Source organism: Streptomyces sp. NPDC033180 (genome assembly GCF_055577645.1).
This window is the reverse complement of sequence record NZ_JBVIPU010000026.1, coordinates 1-16183: the sequence shown is the minus strand read 5'-3', so window position 1 is coordinate 16183 and position 16183 is coordinate 1. Positions and strand designations below refer to the sequence as shown.

The 16183-nt window shown below is 68.5% G+C and carries 19 protein-coding genes; 13 read left to right on the top strand and 6 right to left on the bottom strand.

Features of this window, described 5'->3' with window-relative positions; translation table 11 throughout:
• The first annotated feature begins 1 nt into the window (after window position 1).
• The 3 genes from resB to ACZ5WE_RS37525 all read left to right on the top strand — a co-directional run bounded on the left by resB (window position 2) and on the right by ACZ5WE_RS37525 (window position 3535).
• Window positions 2-1846, top strand: a complete 1845-nt coding sequence (resB, locus tag ACZ5WE_RS37535) for a cytochrome c biogenesis protein ResB (protein WP_467695965.1) — start codon at window positions 2-4, stop codon at window positions 1844-1846.
• Window positions 1843-2949 carry a c-type cytochrome biogenesis protein CcsB gene (gene ccsB, locus ACZ5WE_RS37530; RefSeq protein WP_467695967.1) on the top strand — a complete coding sequence of 369 codons (1107 nt, stop codon included), beginning with the start codon at window positions 1843-1845 and terminating at the stop codon, window positions 2947-2949. Before resB ends, ccsB begins: the two co-directional genes overlap by 4 nt.
• Window positions 2950-3013: 64 nt before the next feature.
• Complete coding sequence (locus tag ACZ5WE_RS37525; RefSeq protein ID WP_467695969.1) at window positions 3014-3535, top strand: SRPBCC domain-containing protein; 522 nt, start codon at window positions 3014-3016, stop codon at window positions 3533-3535.
• A 61-nt stretch (window positions 3536-3596) separates the two neighbouring features.
• Here ACZ5WE_RS37525 and ACZ5WE_RS37520 read toward each other — a convergent pair whose 3' ends face one another.
• On the bottom strand, window positions 3597-4601 hold the full coding sequence (locus ACZ5WE_RS37520; protein WP_467695995.1) for a quinone oxidoreductase family protein: 1005 nt from the start codon (window positions 4599-4601) through the stop codon (window positions 3597-3599).
• Between the two features lie 135 nt (window positions 4602-4736).
• Between ACZ5WE_RS37520 and ACZ5WE_RS37515 the strand changes: the two genes are divergently transcribed.
• Entirely contained in the window at window positions 4737-5060 is a 324-nt protein-coding gene (locus ACZ5WE_RS37515) for an ArsR/SmtB family transcription factor (protein ID WP_467695971.1), read from the top strand.
• Here the strand turns inward: ACZ5WE_RS37515 and ACZ5WE_RS37510 are convergent.
• On the bottom strand, window positions 5057-5539 hold the full coding sequence (locus ACZ5WE_RS37510) for a nucleoside deaminase (RefSeq protein WP_467695973.1): 483 nt from the start codon (window positions 5537-5539) through the stop codon (window positions 5057-5059). The genes ACZ5WE_RS37515 and ACZ5WE_RS37510 overlap by 4 nt on opposite strands.
• A 118-nt stretch (window positions 5540-5657) precedes the next feature.
• Between ACZ5WE_RS37510 and ACZ5WE_RS37505 the strand changes: the two genes are divergently transcribed.
• On the top strand, window positions 5658-6575 hold the full coding sequence (locus ACZ5WE_RS37505) for a DMT family transporter (RefSeq protein ID WP_467695975.1): 918 nt from the start codon (window positions 5658-5660) through the stop codon (window positions 6573-6575).
• Here ACZ5WE_RS37505 and ACZ5WE_RS37500 read toward each other — a convergent pair.
• Complete coding sequence (locus ACZ5WE_RS37500; protein WP_467695997.1) at window positions 6520-7431, bottom strand: LysR family transcriptional regulator; 912 nt, start codon at window positions 7429-7431, stop codon at window positions 6520-6522. The two genes, ACZ5WE_RS37505 and ACZ5WE_RS37500, sit on opposite strands and share 56 nt — an antisense overlap.
• Before the next feature lie 24 nt (window positions 7432-7455).
• Complete coding sequence (locus ACZ5WE_RS37495; RefSeq protein WP_467695976.1) at window positions 7456-7785, bottom strand: PLD nuclease N-terminal domain-containing protein; 330 nt, start codon at window positions 7783-7785, stop codon at window positions 7456-7458.
• Between the two features lie 89 nt (window positions 7786-7874).
• Between ACZ5WE_RS37495 and ACZ5WE_RS37490 the strand changes: the two genes are divergently transcribed.
• The 3 genes from ACZ5WE_RS37490 to ACZ5WE_RS37480 are packed head-to-tail and all read left to right on the top strand — an operon-like array spanning window position 7875 to window position 10948.
• Entirely contained in the window at window positions 7875-9332 is a 1458-nt protein-coding gene (locus tag ACZ5WE_RS37490) for a menaquinone biosynthesis decarboxylase (protein WP_467695978.1), read from the top strand.
• Window positions 9333-9334: 2 nt separating this feature from the next.
• The gene (gene mqnP / locus ACZ5WE_RS37485; protein ID WP_467695979.1) at window positions 9335-10258 is read left to right on the top strand and encodes a menaquinone biosynthesis prenyltransferase MqnP; all 924 of its coding nucleotides are present in this window, start codon (window positions 9335-9337) and stop codon (window positions 10256-10258) included.
• Between the two features lie 9 nt (window positions 10259-10267).
• Entirely contained in the window at window positions 10268-10948 is a 681-nt protein-coding gene (locus tag ACZ5WE_RS37480) for a UbiX family flavin prenyltransferase (protein WP_467695980.1), read from the top strand.
• Here the strand turns inward: ACZ5WE_RS37480 and ACZ5WE_RS37475 are convergent.
• On the bottom strand, window positions 10945-11085 hold the full coding sequence (locus ACZ5WE_RS37475; protein ID WP_467695982.1) for a hypothetical protein: 141 nt from the start codon (window positions 11083-11085) through the stop codon (window positions 10945-10947). The two genes, ACZ5WE_RS37480 and ACZ5WE_RS37475, sit on opposite strands and share 4 nt — an antisense overlap.
• 122 nt (window positions 11086-11207) lie before the next feature.
• On the opposite strand from ACZ5WE_RS37475, the gene ACZ5WE_RS37470 reads away from it, so the two are divergent.
• From ACZ5WE_RS37470 to ACZ5WE_RS37450, 5 genes are all read left to right on the top strand, one after another.
• On the top strand, window positions 11208-11663 hold the full coding sequence (locus ACZ5WE_RS37470; RefSeq protein WP_365828967.1) for an Lrp/AsnC family transcriptional regulator: 456 nt from the start codon (window positions 11208-11210) through the stop codon (window positions 11661-11663).
• Window positions 11664-11761: 98 nt separating this feature from the next.
• A complete protein-coding gene (gene mqnE, locus ACZ5WE_RS37465; RefSeq protein ID WP_467695984.1) occupies window positions 11762-12925 on the top strand; it encodes an aminofutalosine synthase MqnE in 1164 nt (387 codons plus the stop codon).
• 131 nt (window positions 12926-13056) lie between these two features.
• Window positions 13057-13581, top strand: coding sequence for a GNAT family N-acetyltransferase (locus ACZ5WE_RS37460; RefSeq protein WP_467695986.1), 525 nt, complete (start codon window positions 13057-13059; stop codon window positions 13579-13581).
• 127 nt (window positions 13582-13708) lie between these two features.
• Window positions 13709-13999 (top strand): DUF4229 domain-containing protein, encoded by a 291-nt coding sequence (locus ACZ5WE_RS37455; RefSeq protein WP_467695988.1) that lies wholly within the window; start codon window positions 13709-13711, stop codon window positions 13997-13999.
• 408 nt (window positions 14000-14407) lie between these two features.
• Entirely contained in the window at window positions 14408-15769 is a 1362-nt protein-coding gene (locus tag ACZ5WE_RS37450; RefSeq protein WP_467695990.1) for a dicarboxylate/amino acid:cation symporter, read from the top strand.
• A gap of 114 nt (window positions 15770-15883) precedes the next feature.
• On the opposite strand, the gene ACZ5WE_RS37445 is transcribed toward ACZ5WE_RS37450, so the two are convergent.
• The coding region (locus ACZ5WE_RS37445; RefSeq protein WP_467695992.1) for an ABC transporter permease at window positions 15884-16183 on the bottom strand (300 nt) is incomplete at its 5' end.

Below are 16183 nucleotides of genomic sequence, written 5' to 3'. Positions count from 1 at the left end.
CATGAGCAAGACCGAAGCCCCTGACACGAGCAGGACCGAAGCCTCCGACACGAGCAAGACCGAGGCCTTGGAAGACCAGAGCGACCTGGGCGCCGCGGGCTCCCAGCTCTCCACCGCGCCGGTCGACCGGGCGATGCCCGGCTCCTTCGGCGGCAAGCGCGCTCCGGGCGCCGTCGGGTGGCTCGTCTGGTCCGGCCGTGAGGTCACCGGCTGGGTCCGGTGGATGTGGCGTCAGCTGACCTCGATGCGGGTCGCGCTGCTCCTGCTGCTCCTGCTCTCGCTCGGCGCGATCCCCGGCTCGCTGATCCCGCAGACCAGCATCGACGAGCTGAAGGTCCAGGACTTCAAGAAGGCGCACACCACCCTCGGGCCGCTGTACGAGAAGTTCCAGCTGTTCGACGTCTACAGCTCCGTGTGGTTCTCGGCGATCTACATCCTTCTCTTCGTCTCCCTCATCGGCTGCATCGTGCCCCGCACCTGGCAGTTCGTCGGCCAGCTGCGCGGCCGGCCACCGGGCGCCCCCAAACGGCTCGACCGGCTGCCCGCGTACACCACCTGGCGCACCGAGGCCGAGCCCGAGCAGGTCCACGAGGCGGCGCTCGCGCTGCTGAAGGGGCGCCGCTTCCGCGCGGACCTCACGAGCCGTCAGGGCGGTGCGGGCGCGTCCGTCGCCGCGGAGAAGGGATACCTGCGTGAGGCGGGCAACCTCTTCTTCCACATCTCCCTGATCGTGCTTCTGGTGGCGTTCGCCGCCGGCGCCCTGTTCAAGTCCGAGGGCGGCAAGCTCGTCGTACAGGGCGACGGGTTCTCCAACACCCTGACTCAGTACGACAACTTCAAGTCCGGCAGTCTCTTCGACACCGCTGATCTGGCGCCGTTCAGCTTCAAGCTGGACAACTTCGAGTCCTCGTTCGAGCGGAAGGGGCCCGAGAAGGGGACCGCCCGCACCTACCGGGCGAACGTCTCCTACAGCGAGGGCACCGACGGCAAGGAGAAGAAGCAGGCGATCGAGGTCAACAAGCCGCTCGAGGTCGACGGCTCGAAGGTCTACCTCATCGGCCAGGGCTACGCGCCGACCGTCACCGTCCGCGACGGCAAGGGCAAGGTCGTCTACAAGGCGTCCGTGCCGCTGCTTCCGATCGACTCCAACGGCACGGCCACCGGCGCCATCAAGGTCCTCGACGGCTACCGCGACAAGAACGGCAAGCAGGAGCAGCTCGGCTTCAACGCCTTCTTCGTGCCGACGTTCGCGGGCGCGGGCCAGGGCCAGATGTTCTCCCAGTTCCCCGCACTGGACTACCCCGTGCTCGCGCTGTCCGCGTACCACGGAAGCCTCGGTGTGGACTCCGGTCTGCCGCAGAACGTCTATCAGCTGGACACCAGCAAGATGGACAAGTTCAAGGACTCCAAGGGCGAGCTCCTCAAGCAGCGGATGCGGCCCGGCGAGACGATGAAGCTGCCCGGCGGCGCCGGCTCGATCACCTTCGAGAAGGACATCAAGCGCTGGGCGACCTTCCAGATCTCCCAGCAGCCCGGCAGCATGTGGGCGCTCGTCGGGGCGATCTCCGCCATCGTCGGCCTCGCCGGGTCGCTGTTCATCCAGCGCCGCCGCGTGTGGGTGCGGGCGGTACGGGGCGCCGACGGCGTCACCGTCGTCGAGATGGCCGGGCTCGGCCGCAGCGAGTCCGCCAAGCTGCCCGAGGAGCTGGGCGACCTCGCCGCGCACCTGCACGAGAAGGCGCCGAGCGCGCCCGAAACAGACCATGCCGATCATGCCGATCATTCCGATGCCGAGCATGGTGACTCCACCCCCCAAGTTGTTCCTGCCGAAGGGGCTGAGAAGTGAATCTCGCCACCACCCTCGCCGCCGAACCGAACGAGAACCTCGCGAGCGTCAGCAATGTGCTGATCTACTCCGCGATGGCCGTCTATCTCCTTGCCTTCTTCGCGCACATGGCGGAGTGGATCCTCGGCAGCCGCAGCAAGGTCGGCCGCACGGCCGCCGCGCTGACCCCCCGGGCCGAGGCCGCCGCCAAGGCGCCCGGTGTCACCGTCAAGGCCAAGGGCGGCACCGCCGTCCTCGACCGGCCGAAGTCGGCTCCCAAGGTCGTCACCCGCTCCGTCACCGGAACCCGCGATGTGCCGGACGGCCCCGGTGCGGCGGCCGGTGACGAGAAGGGGGACCTCTACGGCCGTATCGCCGTGTCCCTCACCGTGCTCGCGTTCCTCGTCGAGTTCGGTGGTGTGCTCACCCGCGCGCTCTCGGTGCAGCGGGCGCCGTGGGGCAATATGTACGAGTTCAACATCACCTTCTCCACCATGGCCGTGGGTGTGTACCTCGTGCTTCTGGCGCTGAAGAAGAACGTCAGGTGGCTCGGCCTTCCGCTGATCACCACGGTCCTCCTCGATCTCGGTCTCGCCGTCACTGTCTTGTACACCGCCAGCGACCAGTTGGTTCCCGCCCTTCACTCGTACTGGTTGTGGATCCACGTCTCCACGGCGATCTTCTGCGGCGCGACCTTCTACCTGGCCGGCGTCGCGACGATCCTCTACCTCTTCCGCGACTCCTACGAGAACAAGCTGGCCGCGGGCGGGCAGCCGGGCCGCTTCGCGACCTCCGTCCTGGAGCGCCTTCCGGCCGCGTCCACGCTCGACAAGTTCTCGTACCGCGTGAACGCCGCGGTCTTCCCGCTGTGGACGTTCACGATCATCGCGGGCGCGATCTGGGCGGGCGACGCGTGGGGCCGCTACTGGGGCTGGGACCCCAAGGAGGTCTGGTCCTTCATCACCTGGGTCGCCTACGCCTGCTACCTTCACGCGCGCGCGACAGCGGGCTGGAAGGGCCGCAAGGCCGCCTACCTGGCCCTGATCGCCTTCGGCTGCTGGCTGTTCAACTACTACGGCGTGAACATCTTCGTCACCGGCAAGCACTCGTACGCCGGCGTCTGAACCCCCGTACCGCCGTTGCAGTGCCGGGGGTGCGGAGCGGCCCGTGCCGGGGCAGGCTTGGCCTGTGACCGCGACGATCGGGCAGGGCGAAAGCAGGACCGAGACCTCAAGCGGTGCCGGGGGGCCGGTCCAGCATCTCCACTACGAGCTCCACCTTCCCCACCCTGTGGAAAAGGTCTGGGCGGCGGTGGCCACCCCGGAGGGTCTTCCGGGGTGGCTGGCCGCCGCTGACGTGTTCGAGGCGCGGCTCGGTGGCGCGGTTTCGTTGCGCTGGCTCAACGGGGGAGAGGCGGCCACCCACTCCGGGCACGTCACCGCGTGGGATCCGGAGCGGGTCGCCGAGTACACGATCGACCTGCACGGACGGTGCCGTTTCCATCTGGAGGCGGCCGACGGGGGCACCGGTACGACCCTCCGCTTCACCAACGAGTTCGACGGAGACGACGAGCTGCGTCTCGACTGCCTCGCCGGCTGGCACAACCACTTCGAGTTCCTCGTCGAGGCGCTCGACGGGCGGCCGAAGGACTGGTCGACGTGGAGCCTGGAGCCGTGGCGAAAGCTGCGCGAGGCGTACCAGGAGGCGTGATCGCCCCACGGTGGGAGGCGTGATCGCCCCGCGGCGGGAGGCGTGATCGCACCGCCGTGGGTCAGTCCGCCACCCGCAGCAGCAGCTTCCCGGTGCTCGTGCGCGACCCCATCAGACGATGCGCGTCGGCCGCGTCCGCCAGGGGGAACTCCGCCGTGACCGGCAGCTCCACCGTCCCGTCGGCCACCTTCGCGAAGGCCCGTACGGCGACCTCGCGCAACGCCTCGGGCGCCGACTTGGCGAGGGAGAGGATCGAGAAGCCGAAGACGCCGAGCCCCGTCCCGTACAGCTCCGGCTGGCCCACCTGCCACGGCTCTGCCGAGCTCGCGTTGCCGAAGGAGACGAGCCGCCCGAAGACGGCGAGGGCGTCGAGGGCCCCCCGGAAGGCGTCGCCGCCCACCGGGTCGAGGGCGAGGTCCACCCCGCGCCCACCGGTGGCCGCACGCACCTCCACAGCGAAGCCACCCCCGGAGCCCCCGGAGCCCCCGGAGCCCCCGATGAACACCTCGTCGTACCCGTGCTTCAGCGCGTACTCCGCCTTGGCCTCGCTCGACACGACGCCGTACACCGCGCCCGCGCCGCCCGCCTTCGCCAACTGGCCCACCACCGTGCCGATTCCGCCGGCCGCTCCCTGGACGAGGACTGTCTCGCCCGCGCTCAGCCTGCCCACCTCGTGGACCAGCGCGTGCGCGGTGGGCAGGACCGTGGGCAGGGTGGCTGCCGTGCGCAGGTCCACGCCGTCCGGCAGCGCGAACACCGTCGCCGCGTCGGCGAGCGCGACCTGCGCGTACGCCCCGCCGTCGGTGAGCGCGGCGACCTCCTGGCCGACCGTGAACCCCTCGACGCCCGAGCCGATCTCCCGGATTCGACCGGAGACTTCGAGGCCCGGCACGTAGGGGAGCGCGGGCACGCGGTAGCCCTCGGCCCTGGCCTTCAGGTCGGCGAAGTTCACGCCGTTGTAGGCGACGTCGATGCTGATCTGACCGGCTGCGGGCGCGGGGACGTCGGCCTCCATCACCGTGAGGACCTCGGGGCCGCCGTACTCCTGGAGCTGGATCGCGCGCATGGTGGGCATGGGCTTGGGCATGGCTGGGCACCCCTTCGAGTGTTCAATGGAAAGCGAACACCGGGAGTGTATGGTTCTCATCGAACACTCGGCAAGGGGTCGAGGGTCGAGAGGCCGAGAAGCAGGAGGTCGGACGTGGCGAACACGCACCACCGCGCGGCGCCGGTGCACGTCCACCCGGACGAGGTCCCCGTACTGACCGCGCTCACCGCGCTGGCCGATCCCGTACGCATCGAACTGGTACGGGAGTTGGCGTCGTCCCCCGACTGGACCCGCGCCTGCGGCAGCTTCGACGTGCCCGTCGGCAAGGCGGCGCTGAGCCATCACTTCACGGTGCTGCGGGGGGCGGGCATCGTCGAGCAGCGGGACCAGGGGGCGCGACGGGTCAACCGTCTGCGCCGGGAGGAGTTCGACGCCCGCTTCCCCGGACTGCTCGCGCTGGTCCTGCGGGCCGGCTAGTCGACACCGAGATCGAGGCCGATGTCCTCGTGCCACAGCTCCGGCCGTGCCGCGATGAAGTCCCGCATCATCGTCGCGCACGCGGGATCGTCGAGGATGATGATCTCCACGCCGTGCTCCGCCAGCCAGTCGTGGCCGCCGTGGAACGTCCGCGCCTCACCGACGACCACCCGCGAGATCCCGAACTGCCGTACCAGGCCGCTGCAGTACCAGCAGGGGGAGAGGGTCGTGACCATCGTCGTCCCGCGGTACGTGCGCTGCCGTCCCGCGTCCCGGAACGCCGACGTCTCCGCGTGCAGGGACGGGTCGCCGTCCTGGACACGGCGATTGCGCCCGCGCCCCAGCCGGGCCCCGTCCGCGCCGTAGAGCGCGGCGCCGATCGGGATGCCACCCTCCGCCAGGCCCTGCCGGGCCTCATCGACGGCGGTCGCGAGCCATGCGCGGGCCTGTGCGTGATCCAAGTGATCCAGGCGATCCATGAGCGCACCTCTCGTCCGAAGCTCTGTCCGGTGCCATCGTCCCTGCCGATGACCCCATCGGCAGGACGCCCCACTGGCTCGTGGACCAGCGCATACGTCCGCTCGTAGCTTCATGGGCATGACCTCAGAGAACAAGGGCACGGCCCAGCTCACCGCCGCGATGGTGCTCTCCGGCACCCTCGGGATCTTCGTCGTCGAGTCGGGCGCGTCGGCCTTCAACGTCGTGTTCTTCCGCGTGCTCTTCGGCGCCATCGCCCTCGGGGCCTACGCGTTCGCCCGCGGCTACTTCCGCGGCCACGGCCTCACCCCGAAGAAGCTCGGACTCGCCGCACTCGGCGGCGCGTTCATCGTCTTCAACTGGGTGTTCCTCTTCAAGGCGTACGAGGCGACGTCCATCTCCCTGGCCACCGTCGTCTACCACACGCAGCCGTTCCTGCTCGTGCTGCTCAGCGCGGTCATCTTCCGTGAGCGACTGACCAGGACTCAACTCATGTGGTTGGCGACCGCGTTCGCCGGGCTCGTGCTCGTCTCCGGAGTGCGCCCCGGCGACCTCGGCTCGCTCACGGGCATCGGTTTCGCGCTCCTCGCCGCGCTGCTCTACGGCCTCTCCACCCTCGTCACCAAGCGCATCACCGGGGTGCGGCCGCACCTGATCGCCCTCGTCCAAGTCCTCGTCGGAATACCGCTGTTGCTGCCCTTCGCGAACTTCGGCGCGATGAGCGGAACGGGCGCGGGCTGGGGCTGGCTCGTCGGGCTCGGCGTCATCCACACCGGCCTGATGTACGTCCTGATGTACGCGGCGTACGCCAAGCTGCCCACCGCCAAGATCGCCGTACTCGCCTTCACCTACCCGGCGGTCGCGATGGTCGCCGACTGGGCCGTCTACGGGCACCACATCGGCCTCGTACAGGCGCTCGGTGTACCGCTGATCGTCCTCGCGAGCCTGAAGGTCAACCGAGCCAAGCCAGCGCAGGTGAAGCCTAGTTCGCGAACTCAGCTGCCTGCTCCCGCACCAGCCGTACCGACTGCTCGATGAACAGCCGCACATGCGCGGGAAGCCGCTTGCCCGAACGCCACGCCAGTTGCGTGTGCAGAACGAACGGCGGCTCCCACGGCAGCGCGACGAGCGCCCCCGAGGTCAGCTCGTCGCGCACCGCCATCCGCGGCAGCAGCGCCACCCCGAGGCCACCGGCGACCCCCCGCTTGGTGGCCTCGATCGTGCCGAACTCCATGAAGGGCGGCGGGGAGCCGTTCCGCACCCGCAGCTCGTCCTCGAACAGATCCCGGTAGGGGCAGCCGGGCTCCGTGCCCACCAGCTGCACCGCCGCCAGATCACCCGTGGCGAGCGACTCGCCCCCGTGCGCGGCCAGCGGATGCGTCGGCGCGCAGACCAGCACCAGCGGCTCCTCGGCGAGGACCTCGGTCTCCAGACCCGCGTGCTCGGTCTCCCGCTCCATCAGGAACCCGACGTCGTACGTCCCCTGCCGCAGCGCGTGGCGCGTCTCGTCGCCCAGCGTGGGGCGCAGGGAGAGCTGAACCTTCGGGTAGCGGTGGTGGAAGAGTTCGAGCAGCGGGGGCAGGCGGTAGGACGTCAGGGACTCCATCGTGCCGACCGCGATGGCGCCGCTCGGCTCCCCGGCGTCGACGACCGCGGACCGCGCCTCGTCCGCGAGCTCGATGATCTGCCGGGCGTAGGGGAGCAGGCGCTCGCCCGCCTCCGTCAGGCGGATGCGGCTGCCGAGCCGGTCGAAGAGCTCGGTGCCGAGCGAGGACTCCAGGGAGCGGATCTGGCTCGTGACGCTGGACTGTGCGTACTTCAGCTCGGCCGCGGCCTGCGTGAAGCTGAGTACGGAGGCGACCTTCTCGAAGGTGGCGAGCAGCCGCAGTTCCATCATCGGACTCCCGTTCGCCAGGCCCTAGCTCTCCGTGCCCCGGTCCCGCTTCTTGTCGTCCGGGTCCTCGTCCCTGAGGGACTTCAGGAACTCGGGGTTGTCGTCCGGCGCCACCCACTGTCCGCGCCCGCCGCGTCCGGCACGCGGGCCACCCCCGGCGGCAGGCGCCTTGCGCACCTTGCCGGTGACGAACCAGGCGATCGGGCCGAGGAGAACCTCGCCGAAGAGCAGCACGATGATGACCCAGACCACCTTCGGCAGATGTCTGATCTCCTTCTCCGGAGTGTTCAGGACATCGATGAAGGCATAGATCCACACGGCCAGGACGAGCAGGAACGGCAGATACCTGAGCATGGTTGCGCGATTCCCCAAGCGACGAAGGAGGGGCGGCGTGCGGGCCCCGCTGTCCGGGCCAGGGTAGCCGGTGACCGATACTGGAACGCATGGCTTATGACGATCTTCGCTCCCTGCTCCGTGCACTGGAGCGCGAGGGCGATCTCAAGCGCATCAAGGCCGAGGTCGATCCGTATCTGGAGGTCGGCGAGATCACCGACCGGGTGCAGAAGTCCGGCGGCCCCGCGCTCCTCTTCGAGAACGTCAAGGGCTCATCGATGCCCCTCGCGATGAACGTGTACGGGACGGACCGCCGCCTCCTGAAGGCGCTGGGCCTGAAGTCGTACAGCGAGATCAGCGACAAGATCGGCGGACTGCTCAAGCCGGAGCTGCCGCAGGGCTTCGTCGGCGTGCGCGAGGCGTTCGGGAAGCTCGGCGCGATGACGCACGTACCGCCGAAGAAGGTGAAGTCCGACAACGCGCCCGTGCAGGAGGTCGTCCTCACCGGCGACGACGTCGACCTGGAGAAGCTCCCCGCGCTCTTCACCTGGCCCGAGGACGGCGGTTCCTTCTTCAACCTGGGGCTGACCCACACCAAGGACCCCGACACCGGGGTGCGCAACCTCGGCCTGTACCGCCTCCAGCGCCACGACAAGCGCACCATCGGCATGCACTGGCAGATCCACAAGGACAGCCGCAACCACTACCAGGTGGCCGCCCGCAGGGGCGAGAAGCTGCCGGTCGCGATCGCCTTCGGCTGTCCGCCCGCCGTGACGTACGCGTCGACCGCGCCGCTGCCCGGCGACATGGACGAGTACATGCTGGCCGGGTTCATCCAGGGCAAGCGCGTGGAGATGGTCGACTGCAAGACCGTGCCGCTCCAGGTCCCCGCGCACGCCGAGGTCGTCATCGAGGGCTGGCTCGAACCGGGCGAGATGCTCCCCGAAGGTCCCTTCGGCGACCACACCGGCTTCTACACGCCGCAGGAGGACTTCCCCGCGCTGAAGATCGACTGCGTGACGATGCGGAAGCGTCCGCTGCTCCAGTCGATCGTCGTCGGCCGACCGCCGACGGAGGACGGCCCGCTGGGCCGTGCCACCGAGCGCTTCTTCCTGCCCCTCCTCAAGGTGATCGTCCCGGACATCGTGGACTACCACCTGCCGGAGTCCGGCGGCTTCCACAACTGCGCGATCGTCTCGATCGACAAGAAGTACCCGAAGCACGCGCAGAAGGTCATGCACGCCATCTGGGGCGCCCACATGATGTCGCTGACCAAACTGATCGTGGTCGTGGACAAGGATTGCGACGTCCATGACCTGCACGAAGTGTCCTGGCGCGCGCTCGGCAACACCGACTACGCCCGCGACCTGACGGTGGCCGAAGGTCCCGTAGACCACCTCGACCACGCCTCCTACCAGCAGTTCTGGGGCGGCAAGGCGGGCATCGACGCGACGAAGAAGCTGCCCGAGGAGGGCTACACCCGGGACGGGGGCTGGCCGAACATGGTCGAGTCCGACCCGGAGACGGCGTCGAAGGTCGACCGCCGCTGGAAGGAGTACGGGCTCTAAAGATGAGTGCTGATTCAGCGACTCCGGAACTCTTCGGGCCCGAGCCCGCACCGCCCGGCAAGGTCAAGGCGTTCCTGCGCCTCGTCATGATCGAGCACTCGGTCTTCGCCCTGCCCTTCGCCTACATCGCCGCGCTGACCGCGATGTTCCAGCTGGACGGGAACATCCACTGGGGCCGGCTGCTCCTCGTCACCATCTGCATGGTCGGCCTGCGGACGTTCGCCATGGCCGCGAACCGCATCATCGACCGGGAGATCGACGCCCGTAACCCGAGGACCGCCCACCGCGAGCTCGTCACGGGCGCCGTCTCGGTGAAGTCCGCCTGGACGGGCGCGCTGGTCGCGCTCGTGGTGTTCCTGGGCTCGGCCGCGCTGCTCAACCCGCTGTGCCTGGCGCTGGCGCCGGTCGCGGTGATCCCGATGGTGGTCTATCCCTACGGCAAGCGGTTCACGAACTTCCCGCAGGCGATCCTCGGCCTCGCCCAGGCCATCGGCCCGATCGGCGCCTGGCTCGCCGTCACCGGCGAGTGGTCCTGGCAGGCGGTCATCCTGGGCCTCGCGGTCGGGATCTGGATCGGCGGCTTCGACCTGATCTACGCCTGCCAGGACGTGGAGACGGACCGCGAGGTCGGCGTGAAGTCGGTGCCCGCCCGCTTCGGCATCCCGGGCGCCATCTGGGGCGCGCGCGGCTGCCACCTGGTCACCACGGCGCTGTTCGTCTGGTACGCGGCGGACACCGGCGCGGGTGTCTTCTTCTGGCTGGGGCTCGCCGTGGTCGCCGGGGCGTTCGTCTACGAGCACAGCATCGTCAAGCCGCACGACCTCTCGCGGCTCAACCGCGCCTTCTTCCAGGTCAACGGCTTCATCGGCATCGCGCTCTTCGTCTGCGCGCTGCTCGATCTGCTGGTGCGCGGGCTGACCGTCTAGGCTCGCAGCGTGAAGCAAGGAGATACGCAGCGTAAGCCTTGGATCGTGGGGGTGTCCGGTGCCTCGGGAACCCCGTACGCCGCCGCCGTGCTGCGGGCGCTGCTCGCGGCGGGGGAGAGCGTGGACCTGGTGGTCTCGCGAGCCTCGCGGCTGACGATCCTCGACGAGACGGGCATCGCCTTCCGGGACGCGCACTGGCAGGAGGACCTGCGGGAGTGGCTCGGCCGTGGTGCCGACGGGAAGCCGGGGACGTTCGACGTGCCGGTGGACGACGTGCGGTACTGGGCGGCGGGTGATCTGGCCGCCGGTCCCTCGTCGGGGTCGTACGCGACGAAGGGGATGCTGATCGTGCCCGCGTCGACGGCGTGCGTGGCCGGGGTGGCGCTGGGGCTCTCGAAGGATCTGCTGCAGCGGTCGGCGAGCGTGACGCTCAAGGAAGGCCGCCGGCTCGTGGTCTGCGTACGCGAGACGCCGCTGAACGGACAGACGCTGAAGCACTTGGTGACGCTGGACGAGGCGGGCGCGATCGTGCTGCCCGCCTCTCCGGCGTTCTACGCGGGGGCGACGCACATCCAGGATCTGGTGGACTTCGTCGCCGGGCGGACGCTCGACGCGGCAGGAGTGCCGCATCAGCTGTACCGCCGCTGGAAGGGAGAGCTCGGTGGAGGCTCTGCCCCTTCGGGGGGTTAGCGCTTCTTGGCGGCGCGCTTCGTGCTGCGCTCGGCCTTGGGCGCGGTGGGCTTGTGGGCACGCGAGCGGTTGGCCAGGTCCTGTAGCTCGCGCATCCGGGCGTAGGCCATCTCGATCGAGTACACGGTGTGACTCACTCCTGAAGGATCGTCGTTGAACGGCTGAAATTCCGAAAGATTCACAGGGCGTTGACCCTGTTGCACCTTAGATTCTACACATAGACTCGCGGTATCGCTGAATAATGAAAGGCATCGCACCTATGGACGCCGTGGACAGGCAGCTCATCCAGGCCCTGCGCGAGAACGGCAGGGCCTCGTACGCCGAACTCGGCCGGCTCGTCGGCCTCTCGGGACCGAGCGTCACGGATCGGATCAACCGCCTCGAGGCGGCGGGTGTCATCACCGGCTACCGCGCGACCGTGGACTCCGCGTCGCTCGGCCTCGGCGTCATCGCCCTCATCGGCATCTCCCTCTCGGACGCCGCCGACCACGAGGACGTCGCGCGGCGCCTGAAGGACCTGCACGAGATCGAGGACTGCTGGTTCATCGCGGGCGACGACTCGTACATGCTCAAGATCCGGGCCACGGACGTGGACGGCCTGGAGAAGACGATCCGCAGGCTGAGCGGCACGAAGGGCGTCTCCAGGACGCGTACGACGATCGTGCTCTCCACGAAGTGGGAGAACCGCGTCGGGGAGCTGCCCGAAGAGGAGTGAGGTCCGGGGCGTACCGTTGGCGGGAGTTTGTCGCAGGCCGTAGGCCGCAGGCCGCGGGTCGTCGGTCGTAGGTCGCTGGGAGAGGTAAGGGCGAGGGCATGGACGCAGGTCTCAAGCGCGAACTTGAGCAGAAGGTCCGGGACGGTGAGCGGCTGTCCCGCGAGGACGGCATCGCCCTCTACGAGTCGGACGATCTCGCCTGGCTCGGCGGTCTCGCCCACGAGGTGCGCACCCGCAAGAACGGCGACGTCGTGCACTTCAACGTCAACCGCCACCTCAACATGACGAACGTGTGCACCGCCTCGTGCGCGTACTGCTCGTTCCAGCGCAAGCCGGGCGAGAAGGACGCGTACACGATGCGCATCGAGGAGGCCGTCCGCCTCGCCAAGGCGATGGAGGGCGAGAACCTCACCGAGCTGCACATCGTCAACGGCCTGCACCCGAACCTGCCGTGGCGGTACTACCCGCGCTCGCTCAGCGAGCTCAAGAAGGCGCTCCCGGACGTCTCGCTGAAGGCGTTCACGGCCACGGAGATCCACCACTTCGAGACGATCTCGGGGATGTCGGCCTCCGACATCCTGGACGAGCTGATCGAGGCGGGCCTCGAATCGCTCACCGGCGGCGGCGCGGAGATCTTCGACTGGGAGGTCCGCCAGCACATCGTGGACCACCGCACCCACTGGGAGGACTGGTCGCGCATCCACCGCCTCGCGCACGAGAAGGGTCTCAAGACCCCGTGCACGATGCTGTACGGCCACATCGAGGAGCCCCGGCACCGGGTCGACCACGTACTGCGGCTGCGTGAACTCCAGGACGAGACCGGCGGGTTCCAGGTCTTCATCCCGCTGCGCTACCAGCACGACTTCGTCGACATGAAGGACGGCAAGGTCAGGAACCGCCTCCAGGCGCGCACGACCATGGCGTCGGGCGCCGAGGCCCTGAAGACCTTCGCGGTCTCGCGTCTCCTCTTCGACAACGTCCCGCACGTCAAGGTCTTCTGGGTCATGCACGGCCTGCAGACGACGCAGCTCGCCCTGCAGCACGGCGCGGACGACATGGACGGCTCGGTCGTCGAGTACAAGATCACGCATGACGCGGACAACTTCGGTACGCCGAACAAGCTGACGCGGGAGGACCTGCTCGACCTCATCCGCGAGGCGGGCTTCCGTCCCGTCGAGCGGAACACCCGCTACGAGTCGATCCGTGAGTACGAGGGTCCGGACCTGTCGCTCAGGGAGACGTCGCAGGCGATGCGGGTCTGAGCCGACTGAGCTGCCCGCTGTGCACCACGTGACGAGCCCCGGCCCTTTCGGCCGGGGCTCGTCGTGTTGCGGGCTGTCCGGCATGCGAAACATGCTTGAGGCTCGACATGTGTAATGGTTACTCTCGACCTATGACACTTACTTTCCGGTTGGACCCGGAGATCGATCCCGCCCTCCGTGACGGCGTCCTCGCCCTGTGGGCCGACGTGTCCAACGCCGGCGGGGCGGTCGGTTTCGTACCGCCCGTGACGGTCGACGACATCCGGCCCGAGTGGCTCAAGCGCCTGGCGCAGCTGAGCCAGGGAGAGACGCGGCTGCTCGTCGGGTACGACGAGGACGGCGCCGTCGCCGCGACCGCCTTCCTCGCCTACAACACGCACCGGCTGATGAAGCACTGGATCTGGCTGTACGTGGTGATGGTGCACCCCAAGCACCAGGGCAGGGGATACGGGCGCGACCTGATGGCCGCCGCGGCCGACGCGGCACGTGGCATTGACGGGATCGAGGCGATACGGCTGACCTGCCGGGGCGGCACGGGAGTCGACCGGTTCTACGAGTCCTGCGGATACAAGGAGGTCGGGCGCGTGCCCGGCGCGATCCGTGTCGCCCCCGGTGACGACCGCGACGACATCACCATGCTTCTCCCGCTCGGCTGACGGTTCGTACGAGTCGGCTGACGGTTCGTGCGAGGGCTCACCCCCTTGCTGGGGGCGACCCCTCCCGTGCTTCACTGGAGGGGCTCGTCCTACTCGGGCCTATTTCGGAACGGAAGAGTGGATTGACATGCTCCGCTACACGCTGATGCGCCTCGGGGTCTTCGTGGGCTGCTTTTTCGCGGTCTGGGGACTTGTCTACGTCGGGGCCCTGCCGAAGGGGCTCGGGGACTCCAACCTCCTCTGGGTCCTGCTGCTCGCCCTCGTCATCTCCGCACCCATCAGCTTCGTGGTGCTGCGCAAGGAGCGGGACCGGGCGTCGGTCCAGGTCGTCGAGCGCGTGGAGCGCACCAAGGCCAACCTGGAGGCGAACCGCACCCAGGAGGACCTCGCCGACGACGCGGCCCGTGCGAAGTCGTAAGCGGCTCAGGTGTCGCACGTGTCGTAAGTTTCGTCACAAAGCACTCAACCCCGGCAATGGAGCGAACGCTCCGGGCCGGGGTTTCTTGCGTCCCGGGGGTGACTCTGCCTCTGATTGGCCTCTTCTGACCCAAACAAGACCTTTGATGTTCTCAAAGTTCAAGTGTTAACGTGTTCGACATGAAGACAGCCGTCGCGCACCGCATCGCCATGAGCGTTCCGCTCGTGGCGCGGCTGCATGTCGATCTCTGCCGCTGCATGTCCGCGGCCTGTCGTTGCCGTCGTTGAACAGCGCGAGCGACAAGCACCAAGTGACATCTGCACTGCAGCGGCGCCGTTACGGCCGTTTCTTCTGACCTCTCGCGGTCGCCGCTCCCTCACGTCCCCCGCCATTACCCGGAGTGTGTCCGTGTCCGCGAACTCCCCCGTATCCCCGGCCGACAAGGCCGAGCAGTCGAAGTCCGGCTCCCGGATACCCAAGTTCCTCAAGCTGCCCTTCTGGGCCCAGATCCTCGGTGGTCTGGTCCTCGGTGTCCTGCTCGGCTGGCTGGCCCGCAGCCAGGACGTGTCCTGGCTCGTCACCACCCTGGACAAGGTCGGAAGCACCTTCATCGGGCTCCTGAAGCTGGCGGTCGCCCCGCTCGTCTTCTTCGCCATCCTGGTGTCGATCACCAACCTGCGTAAGGTCAACAACGCCGCGCGGCTCGCCTCGCAGACGCTGGTCTGGTTCATGATCACGTCGCTGATCGCGGTCGTCATCGGCCTCGCGATCGGGCTCATCACGAACCCGGGCGCCGGTACCGGCCTGACCCCGAAGGACGGCGCCAAGCCGGACGAGGCGGGCTCCTGGATCGACTTCCTCACCGGGATCATCCCGACGGACGTCATCACTCCGTTCACCGAGCTCAACGTCCTGCAGATCGTCTTCATGGCCGCCGTCGCCGGTGTCGCCGTACTGAAGATCGGTGACAAGGCGCAGCCGATCCTGGACCTGAGCGAGTCGGTTCTCGCCCTCCTCCAGAAGGCCCTGTGGTGGGTCATCAAGCTCTCGCCGATCGGCACCATCGGCCTCATCGGCTTCGCCATCGCCGACTACGGCTGGGACCTGATCAGCAAGTACGCGACGTTCACCGCCGACATCTACATCGGTTGCGCCCTGGTGATGTTCGGCGTCTACCCGCTGCTGCTCTCCACGGTCGCCAAGGTCAACCCGCTGCAGTTCTTCAAGGGCGCCTGGCCCGCGATCCAGCTGGCCTTCGTCTCGCGCTCCTCGGTCGGCACGATGCCGGTCACCCAGAAGGTCACCGAGCGGCTCGGCGTGCCGAAGGAGTACACGTCCTTCGCGGTGCCGTTCGGCGCCACCACGAAGATGGACGGCTGCGCCGCGATCTACCCGGCGATCGCCGCGATCTTCGTCGCGCAGATCTTCGACGTGCAGATGGGCATCAAGGAGTACCTGCTCATCGCCTTCGTCTCGGTCGTCGGCTCCGCCGCCACCGCCGGTCTGACGGGCGCCACGGTCATGCTGACGCTGACCCTGTCGACACTGGGCCTGCCGATGGAGGGCGTGGGCCTGCTGCTCGCCATCGACCCGGTCCTGGACATGATGCGCACGGCCACGAACGTGGCAGGACAGGCCGCCGTCCCGGTGATCGTCGCCGCCCGCGAGAAGATTCTCGACCGTGAGGCCTACGAGAACGCGTCGGCTTCGCCGCTCGACGAGTTCGACGGGTCTGTCGACGAGCCGCAGACGGTGCCTGCCGCCGCCTGACGTCCCCCGGCTCGTGCGACGTGCCCCCGTACCCAGGTTCTGGGTACGGGGGCACGTTCAGTTGGGGGCGAGGCGGGTGCTGCGGGTGTGGCGGGTGTTGCAAGGGCGCGTCGGCTACTTCGGGTCGCGGTTGAACTGTGCCATCGACCAGCGGTAGCCGAGCGCGATCAGGGCGACGCACCAGGCGAGGGCGAACCAGCCGTTGTTGCCGATCTCGGTGCCGAGGAGGAGGCCGCGGAGGGTTTCGATGGCGGGGGTGAACGGCTGGTACTCGGCGATGGGCTGGAACCAGCCGGGCATCGTGGCGGCCGGGATGAAAGCGCTGGAGATGAGGGGCAGGAGGATCAGCGGCTGGGCACTGTTGGCGGCTGCCTCGGCGTTCGGACTGGCGATGCCCATCCCCACCGCGATCCA